General features: G+C 74.2%; 5 protein-coding genes. All 5 read right to left on the reverse strand.

Annotated features, from left to right (window positions below):
• Positions 1–104: 104 nt before the first annotated feature.
• The gene (locus ACFWWQ_RS16555; protein WP_384596626.1) at positions 105–3,983 is read right to left on the reverse strand and encodes an Rne/Rng family ribonuclease; all 3,879 of its coding nucleotides are present in this window, start codon (positions 3,981–3,983) and stop codon (positions 105–107) included.
• Positions 3,984–4,200: 217 nt separating this feature from the next.
• Positions 4,201–5,004: a TIGR03936 family radical SAM-associated protein gene (locus ACFWWQ_RS16560; RefSeq protein WP_384596628.1), complete on the reverse strand. Its 804-nt coding sequence runs from the start codon at positions 5,002–5,004 to the stop codon at positions 4,201–4,203.
• 147 nt (positions 5,005–5,151) lie between these two features.
• A complete protein-coding gene (locus ACFWWQ_RS16565) occupies positions 5,152–5,673 on the reverse strand; it encodes a hypothetical protein (RefSeq protein WP_384596630.1) in 522 nt (173 codons plus the stop codon).
• A gap of 188 nt (positions 5,674–5,861) precedes the next feature.
• Positions 5,862–7,790 (reverse strand): TIGR03960 family B12-binding radical SAM protein, encoded by a 1,929-nt coding sequence (locus ACFWWQ_RS16570; protein ID WP_384596632.1) that lies wholly within the window; start codon positions 7,788–7,790, stop codon positions 5,862–5,864.
• A gap of 210 nt (positions 7,791–8,000) precedes the next feature.
• Positions 8,001–9,527, reverse strand: coding sequence for a CHAD domain-containing protein (locus ACFWWQ_RS16575; protein ID WP_384596634.1), 1,527 nt, complete (start codon positions 9,525–9,527; stop codon positions 8,001–8,003).
• Position 9,528 lies beyond the last annotated feature (1 nt).

Consider the following 9,528-nt stretch of genomic DNA (forward strand, 5'->3'; position numbering starts at 1 on the left):
GCTGTTTTTTCCCACACAACCCCGCGGCTGCCTGGTCGGGGGCCCGTGCGGGGGGGTCACCCCCGGCCCCGGGTCCCCCCCCCCCGGGCCCCACGGCCGGACCGTCAGTCCTCCACGGCGGACGAGGCGGGCTCGGCGGCGGTCTTCTTGGCCGCCGCCTTCTTCGCCGTCGTCTTCTTCGCCGTGGTCTTCTTCGCGGTCGTCTTCTTCGCGGCGGTCTTCTTGGCGGCGGTGGTCTTGGCGGTGGTGGTCTTGGCGGTGGTGGCCTTCTTCACCGCCGCCGTCTTCGCCGTCGCCTTCTTCGCCGTCGTCTTCTTGGCCGCGGCCTTCTTGGCGGTGGCCTTCTTGGCGGTGGTGGCCTTCTTCACCGCCGCCTTCTTCACCGTCTTCTTGGCGGCGGGCGCCTCCTCGGCCGGAGCCTCGGCGGGCGCCTCGACGGTCTCCGCCGGAGCCTGGACCGCTTCCACGGGGGCCGCGGCGGCTTCCGGCGTCTCGACCACGACGACCGTCGCCTCGGCGGCCTGCGGGGAGCCCGCAGGGGCGGACACCTTACGGGTCGCCCGGCGGCGCGGACGGGCCGGAGCGGGCTCCGGCGCGGCGGGCGCCTCGGGCTGCGGCTCGGGCGCGGCCTCCGGCTCCGGGACGGTCTCCGCCACCGGCACCACGATCGCGGCGGCCTCGGCGGCCTTCGGGGCGCCCGCGGGGGCAGACGCCTTCCGGCTCGCCCGGCGGCGGCCACGGCCCCGCGCGGTGGCGGCGGCCTCGGCCTCGGCCGGGCTGCTGTACCACTCGTCGGCGTCGGCCACCGCGGGCTGCAACTCCGCCTCGGTCACCGACACGGGCTCCAGCTCGGGCGCCTCGGGGTGCTCGGCCACCGGCTCCGCCGGCTGCTCGGCGGCCTGCTCGTGGCGCTCGCCGCCGCCCTTGCCCTTCTTCTTGCGCTTGCCGCCACCGCCGACCGACGTCGGCTGGTCCATGTGGACGATGACGCCGCGGCCGTTGCAGTGGACGCAGGACTCGGAGAACGACTCCAGCAGGCCCTGGCCGACCCGCTTACGGGTCATCTGGACCAGGCCCAGCGAGGTGACCTCGGCCACCTGGTGCTTCGTCCTGTCGCGGCCCAGGCACTCCAGCATCCGCCGCAGCACCAGATCGCGGTTGGACTCCAGGACCATGTCGATGAAGTCGATGACGACGATGCCACCGAGGTCGCGCAGGCGCAGCTGGCGGACGATCTCCTCGGCCGCTTCGAGGTTGTTCCTCGTCACGGTCTCTTCGAGGTTGCCGCCCTGACCGGTGAACTTGCCGGTGTTGACATCGATCACGACCATCGCTTCGGTCTTGTCGATCACCAGCGAACCGCCGCTGGGCAGCCAGACCTTGCGGTCCAGCGCCTTCATCAGCTGCTCGTCGATCCGGTACGTCGCGAAGACGTCCACGTCCGACGTCCACTTCTGGAGCCGGTCGGTGAGGTCCGGGGCGACGTGCGCGACGTAGCCGTGGATGGTCTCCCAGGCGTCGTCACCGCTGACGATGACCTTCGAGAAGTCCTCGTTGAAGATGTCGCGGACGACCCGGACGGTCATGTCCGGCTCGCCGTAGAGAAGGCTCGGCGCGCTCGTCGAGGGCGTCTTCGCCTTCTTCTGGATCTCCTCCCACTGTCCCTGGAGGCGCTCCACGTCGCGGCGCAGCTCGTCCTCGCTGGCGCCCTCCGCGGCGGTACGGACGATCACGCCCGCGTCCTCGGGGACGATCTTCTTGAGGATCTGCTTCAGCCGGGCGCGCTCGGTGTCGGGCAGCTTGCGGCTGATGCCCGTCATCGAGCCCTCGGGCACGTAGACGAGGTAGCGGCCGGGCAGCGAGACCTGGCTGGTCAGGCGGGCGCCCTTGTGGCCGATGGGGTCCTTGGTGACCTGCACCAGCACGGACTGGCCGGACTTGAGAGCGGTCTCGATGCGGCGCGGCCCGTTGGCCATGCCCAGCGCCTCGAAGTTGACCTCACCGGCGTACAGCACCGCGTTGCGGCCCTTGCCGATGTCGACGAAGGCGGCCTCCATCGACGGCAGGACGTTCTGCACCTTGCCGAGGTAGACGTTGCCGACGTACGAGGTCGACTGCTCCTTGTTGACGAAGTGCTCGACGAGGACGTTGTCCTCCAGCACGCCGATCTGGGTGCGCTCGCCGCTCTGGCGAACGACCATGGCCCGCTCTACGGCCTCGCGGCGCGCCAGGAACTCCGCCTCGGTGATGATCGGCACCCGGCGGCGGCCCTGCTCGCGGCCCTCGCGGCGGCGCTGCTTCTTCGCCTCCAGACGCGTCGAGCCCTTGATCGACTGAACCTCGTCGGCGCTGGTGGACTCGGTGTCCTTCGCCTTGCGCTCGCGCGGCTCGCGGACCTTGAGGACGGTGCGCTCCGGGTCGCCGTCGTTCTGGGCCTCGCCCCCGTCGGCGTCCCCGCTGCGGCGGCGACGGCGGCGACGGCGACGGCTGCTGCTGGAGCCGCCGGACGGCTCCTCGGCCTCGGCCTGCTCCTCGGCTGCCTGCTCCTCGGCGAGCTCCTCGTCCTCGGCGCCCTCCTGCTCCTGCTCGGACGCCTCGGCGGCCTGCTCGTCCGCGTCGGCGGCCTCACCGCGACGACGGCGGCGGCCACCGCGGCGGCGACGGCGCGAGGGGCGATCGCCCGACTCGTCGTCGTGCGCGGCCTCGCGCTGCCCGGCCGCCTCCTCGGACTCCTCGGACTCCTCGGCGCTCTCCTCCGGCTCCTCGACGGGCGCGACGGCGGCGGGCTCGGCGGCCCGCTCGGCGCGGCGACGGCGACGGCGGCCGGACGGCTGCTCCTCGCGGGGCTGCTCGGCCTCGGCCTCGGTCTCGGTCTCGGCCGCGACGGCGGCCTCCTCCTCGCGGCGGGCCGCGGCGGCGGCAGCGGCCGCGGTCTCCGGGGTCTGGAACATCGGCTCGGCGAAGACCGGCGCCTGGAAGACGGCCGTCGGCGGACGCTGCGCACGGCGGCGACCACGGGCCGGGGCCTCCTTGGCGGGTGCCTCCTTGGCGGGTGCCTCCTCAGCGACGGGCGCCTCGGCGACGGGCTCGGCGACCCGCTCACCACGGCGACGGGCCCGGCGCTTCGGCGCCTCGGCGACCGTACCCTTCGGCTCGGCCGGAGCCTCCTTCACCGGAGCCTCCTCGGCGGCCTTCGGCGTCTCGTCCGCGCCCTGCGGGGCCCCGGCGGGAGCGGTGGCCTTACGGGTCGCCCGGCGGCGGGCACGGGGGGCGGGCGCCTCCTCGACGGCTTCGGCCTGCGGCGCCTCCTCGACGGGTGCGGCGGCCGGAGCCTCCTTTGCGGGGGCCTCCTCTGCGGCGCGCGGGGCACCGGCCGGGGCGGTGGCCTTACGGGTCGCCCGGCGGCGCGGACGGGCGGGCGCGGCTTCCGCAGCAGGTGCCTCCGCGGCGGGGACCTCGGGCGTCTCCGCGACGGGCGCCTCGGCGGCGGCCTCCGGGGTCTCCTCCGCGCCCTGCGGGGCCCCGGCGGGAGCGGTGGCCTTACGGGTCGCACGGCGGCGGGTACGGGCACGCGGCGCGGCGTCGGTGTCAGCGGCGGGCGCGGCCTCGGCCGGCGCCTGCGGCGCGGGCGCTTCGGCGGCGGGCGCCTCGGCGGCGGGCTGCGGGGCACCGGCCGGGGCAGTGGCCTTACGGGTCGCCCGGCGGCGCGAACGGGCGGGCACGGCTTCCGCAGCAGGTGCCTCCGCGGCGGATGCTTCCGCAGCGGGTGTCTCGGCGGCGGGCGCCTGCGGCGCGGCCCCGGCTGCTGCCTGGGGGGCGTCGCTCGCCACGGCGGCGGCTCCGCCGCCCTGCGGCGGGCCCGCCGGGCGGGATGCCGCGCGGCGCCTGCGGCGCGGCGGCAGCGTGTCGCTGGGGGAATTGTTGTCGTCCGCGCCACGGTCCGTGGACGGCGCGGGTGCGGTGGGCTCAATAGGTTCGAGCATGCGGGCGGTTCTCCCGTCACGCTCCCGGGCGCCGGGCCTGGTCCGGCCGCAGCGCCGCGTCATGTGCGCGGCTCTGCGGTCCGGGGCGCGGGCGCCGCACGGGAGCTGTCGTCTCGCTCGCCGGGCCCGTGGTCCGGGGCCGACGAAAGTCTTCTGGTCAGTGCGTCTGCCGCACCGGGGTGGCTCCCTGGTTGGTCGGCGACGCGACGACGGCGCTCTACGCGGTGCCGTGCCCGGCACCAGCCGGGTTGTCCCCGCTCGGCGCCGTCGCGGCACGTGGCCCGGCGGCCATGGATGGGGCGGCCGTGGCAGCGTCGCGGTCGGGCGCCAGCGGGTCGGTCACCGCGCCGGTCTCCTCATCGAGCAGCCCCTGCGCCAGCCTGGTCACCGCTGCGGGGACCGGCGGCGCCAGGTCGGCCGCGGCTCGGAGGCCGGACAGGACGTCGTCGGGTCGAACGGCAGGTGTCACATGCCGAACAACCAGCCGCAGTATCGCACAGGCTTTGCCGTCGGGCCTATCGCCATCGGCGGCGGAGGTCTCCAGCGCACGCACCGCGGCCCGCGCGTCGAAGGCGCGCATGCCGTTCTTCGTACGGCGCTCGACCTGCACCTCCTCGGCGGCGAGGAACGCCGCCACGGCCCGCTCAGCCTCCTCCGGCGCGACACCGTCGAGCCGGAGCTCCCACACCGACGCCTGGAGCCGGTCGGCGAGTCCGCTGGTCCGCGCCTCCACGGCGTCGGTCACATCGAGGCCCGCGGGCAGCGACGCGTCCAGCAGCGCCCGCAGGGTCGCGGGGTCACGCTCCTGGGTGAGCTGGATCTCCAGATACTCGGCCTCGCTGCCCGTACCCGTCGGGGCGGCGTTGGCGTACGACACCTTGGGGTGCGGGGTGAAGCCCGCCGAGTAGGCCATGGGGACCTCGGCTCGGCGCAGCGCCCGCTCGAAAGCGCGCTGGAAATCGCGGTGGCTGGTGAACCGGAGGCGGCCGCGCTTGGTGTAGCGCAGACGAATGCGCTGCACCGCCGGTGCGGGCGGCGGGCCTTCGGGCTGTCGCTTGCCCAGTGTCGTTCAGTCCTTCGTGAGTGCGGTCGTACTGCTACCAAGAGTACGTGCCACGCGCACCGGCGGTTCCCCACGGTGCGCTCCGGCGGCCGCCGGAGGCCGCGCTCAGGCACTGAAGAGCGCGCGGCGGACCTCGCGGGCGGTCTCCCGCGCCAGCCGCAGCGGCGGCCCGAAAACGGCCTGCAGCCCATGCCCCACCGGAGTGAACACCCACCGGTACAGCCACCGCGACGGGCACGCCACCAGCCCCCGCCAGAAGAACGCGATGCCCCGGCCAACGGCCCGGGAGATCCGCCCGGCAAGGCGCCAGCAGGCGGCGAGGAACACCCCGAGGACGCACAGCACCGGCCACAGCACGTACTGCCACACGGCGGTGGCGGGGATCACCACCAGCCACCGGAAGAGCGGGGTGAGGATCCGGCGGTACGTCCAGCAGGCCGGGACGACGATCAGATACCGGACGAGGAAGCGGGCCGGAACCACCAGAACGTGGTGGAGCAGCCGGACCGTCGCCCGCCCCAGAGGAGCGAGCACCCAGCGGTACAGCCAACAGGCAGGGGCCACGACCAGATACCGGACCAGGAACGCCACCGGGACCACGATCAGGTGGCGGAACAGCCAGGCCACCGCCCGGCCCACCGGCGCGGGGCGGCATCGCCCCAGTGTGCGGGAACGGGAACGGCCCGGCGCCGCGGTTCGGGGGGCCGGGCCGAACTGCCTTGCCTGCGCGGCCACTCGGGTTGCCGGTGACGGCAACTCCCGTATAAACGTGGCCACTTGGGGAGTCGCGGATGGCAACTCCCCTCCGTGCGCGGCTACTTGTCGACGACCGACAGCGGCAGCAGCTTCTTGCCGGTCGGGCCGATCTGGATGTCGAGGTCGAGCTGGGGGCAGACGCCGCAGTCGAAGCACGGGGACCAGCGGCAGTCCTCGACCTCGGTCTCGTCGAGGGCGTCCTGCCAGTCCTCCCAGAGCCAGTCCTTGTCGAGACCGGAGTCGAGGTGGTCCCAGGGCAGGACCTCCTCGTAGGTGCGCTCACGGGTGGTGTACCAGGCGACGTCGACGCCGAAGTCCGGCAGCGCCTTCTCGGCGGCCGCCATCCAGCGGTCGTACGAGAAGTACTCACGCCAGCCGTCGAAGCGGCCGCCGCCCTCGTAGACGGCGCGGATGACGGCGCCGACGCGGCGGTCACCGCGGGAGAGCAGGCCCTCGACGATGCCGGGCTTGCCGTCGTGGTAGCGGAAGCCGATGGAGCGGCCGTACTTCTTGTCGCCGCGGATCTTGTCGCGGAGCTTGGCGAGCCGGGCGTCGGTCTCCTCGGCGGAGAGCTGCGGGGCCCACTGGAACGGCGTGTGCGGCTTGGGGACGAAACCGCCGATGGAGACCGTGCAGCGGATGTCGTTCTGACCGGAGACCTTGCGGCCCTCGGCGATGACGTTGACCGCCATGTCGCCGATCTGGAGGACGTCCTCGTCGGTCTCGGTCGGCAGACCGCACATGAAGTACAGCTTCACCTGCCGCCAGCCGTTGCCGTACGCCGTGGAGACGGTGCGGATCAGGTCCTCTTCCGAGACCATCTTGTTGATGACCTTGCGGATGCGCTCCGAGCCGCCCTCGGGCGCGAAGGTCAGTCCCGAGCGACGGCCGTTGCGCGTCAGCTCGTTGGCCAGGTCGATGTTGAACGCGTCGACCCGGGTGGAGGGGAGGGACAAGCCGATCTTGTCCTCCTCGTACCGGTCGGCGAGGCCCTTGGCGACGTCGCCGATCTCGGTGTGGTCCGCGGAGGACAGCGACAACAGGCCGACCTCCTCGAATCCCGTGGCCTTCAGGCCCTTGTCCACCATCTCGCCGATGCCGGTGATGCTTCGCTCCCGGACGGGACGCGTGATCATGCCTGCCTGGCAGAAACGGCAGCCGCGGGTGCAGCCACGGAAGATCTCGACCGACATCCGCTCGTGGACGGTCTCGGCCAGGGGGACGAGCGGCTGCTTGGGGTAGGGCCACTCGTCGAGGTCCATGACGGTGTGCTTGGACACCCGCCACGGGACGCCGGAGCGGTTGGGCACGACGCGGGAGATCCGCCCGTCGGCCAGGTACTCGACGTCGTAGAACTTGGGGACGTAGACGTTGCCGGTCTTCGCGAGGCGGAACAGCAGCTCGTCGCGGCCACCGGGGCGACCCTCCGTCTTCCATGCCCGGATGATGTCGGTGATCTCCAGGACGGCCTGCTCGCCGTCGCCGACGACCGCGCAGTCCAGGAAGTCCGCGATGGGCTCCGGATTGAACGCGGCGTGACCGCCCGCGAGGATCAGCGGGTGGTCCTCGGTGCGGTCCTTGGCCTCGATCGGAATACCGGCGAGGTCCAGGGCGGTGAGGAGGTTGGTGTAGCCCAGCTCGGTGGAGAAGGACACACCGAGCACGTCGAAGGCGCTGACCGGACGGTGCGCGTCGACGGTGAACTGCGGGACACCGTGCTCCCGCATCAGCGCCTCCAGGTCCGGCCAGACGCTGTAGGTGCGCTCGGCGAGGACGCCCTCGCGCTCGTTGAGCACCTCGTAGAGGATCATCACGCCCTGGTTGGGCAGGCCGACCTCGTAGGCGTCCGGATACATGAGCGACCAGCGGACATCGCAGTCGTCCCACTCCTTGACGGTGGAGTTCAGCTCGCCGCCGACGTACTGGATCGGCTTCTGGACGTGCGGGAGAAGGGCCTCCAGGCGTGGGAAGACCGACTCGACAGGCATCGCGGGATCTTTCGTCGGCGGGCAGGGGTGACCCTCAAGCCTAACGTGTCCGAAGGGGCGGCCTTGACGTGCGCCGGGGGCGAGGTAGGGGTGCGGTGGGTTACGGGGGCGGGGCCGGGCGGTGCGCCCGGGGCGCGGCGGGGCCGGAGCCACGGAGCCTGGGCGAGCCCGGGGCCGTGGCGGGCCGGGGCCGTGGCGGGCCCGGGGCCGTCAGCCGCTCGTCCGCGCTCCCGGCGGCGCCTGCTTCTCGGCCTTTTTCCACAGCCGGGGCAGCCGTTCCTCGCATGCCGTCGCCAGCGCCTCCTGCCGGCCGTACAGCAGGCCGTAGGTAAAGGCGTTCTCGCCCGCCGCGTACGCCTGGTCGGCCAGGTCCCGGAGCACGGCGCGGGTCACCACGCTGTCGTGGTGGTCGCCGAGCACCTCCTGGAGGGCGGTGGCACGGCGGACGCACCGGGCGGCGGCCCGGCCCAGTGCCGGGCGGGCCGCCTCCGCGCCGTACCGGAGGCGCTTGGCCGCCTTACGGGCCTCGTGCAGCGCCTGGTCGCGCTCCGGTCCCGGCGGGGCGTCCCGCGCGCGGCGCATCCGGCCGGACAGCCGCCGGAAGTCCTTGCGCAGCGCCCGGAGCAGCTCCTTCTCGGGCGCGCGGGCGGCGGTGCGGCGCAGCGGCGGGTCGGCGAGCAGCCGGTCCAGGGTGTCGAGCAGCGTCAGATAGCGATGGCCGTCGAGCACCGTGGCGAGATGCCGGGCGGCGCCATGGTGGGGCCGGGACCAGGTGCGTACCCGGGTACGCACCGGCCCTACGCGCAGCTCCCGCGGCAGCGCGGCGAGCCCGTCACCGATCCGCGCGGTCAGCACCTCGCGGTCCCGATCGATGCCCAACTCCCCGGCTAGCCAGGCGAGTTCGGCAACGACCGGATCGGTCGCCGTCCGGTCGAGCAGCCGCCGGTAGGAGCGCAGTGCACCGCGCAGCCGACGGGTGGCGACCCGCATCCGGTGCACCGTGTCGGGCAGCTCGCGGCGGACCGCGGGGTCGAGCGCGACGATCGCCCGCGCCTGCTCCCGGAGGTAGGCGAGGACGGTGTCCCCGGCGGTGGGCGCGGGGGCGCCGCTCCCCCGCCGCGTGGCCCGCTCCGCTCCGGTCACCGCCAAGGCCCGGGCGAGCTTGGACGGATACGCCCCCGGTGTCAGCCCCCCGGCCCGCAACCAGGAATCCAAGGCATCCAACAGCTCCGGCGCGGCCCCGGGCGACAGTTCGGCCTCCACCTCGCACCAGGACGCGCGCGTACCGTCCGGCCGCTCCGCGCGGACCTCGTCGTACGCCAGCTCCGCGAGCGGCGTCCCCGCGGCGTCGGTCAGCAGCGTCACCTCGCGCCGGGTCCGCAGCCGCATCACGGGGACCAGCGCGGCGCCGCGCACCCGTGACCGTACGAGGGCGGCCAGCTCGGGCGGTACGGCGTCGGAGAGCGGTGCGCGGATCTCGTCGCGGACGTCCGGGCGCACCGGGAGCTTCAGATGCCAGCCGGGGTCGGGGCCGCCGGTCCGGCGGCGCAGGGTGAGGCCGTCCGCAGCGAGGCGGCGGTCCTCGGTGTCGTAGTAGAGCGCGTCGAGGGCCGTGACGCCGCCCGGCTGCGCGGCGGGGGGGGGCGCGCCCCCCCGCGGCCACCCGCGCGCGGAGGCGCCGCGGGCGGGGGGGGGGGCCACCCCGCGGCACGCCCGCCGCGCGCCGCACCACAACACA

It is taken from the genome of Streptomyces sp. NPDC059080, from assembly GCF_042739975.1.
Lineage (GTDB): Bacteria > Actinomycetota > Actinomycetes > Streptomycetales > Streptomycetaceae > Streptomyces > Streptomyces benahoarensis.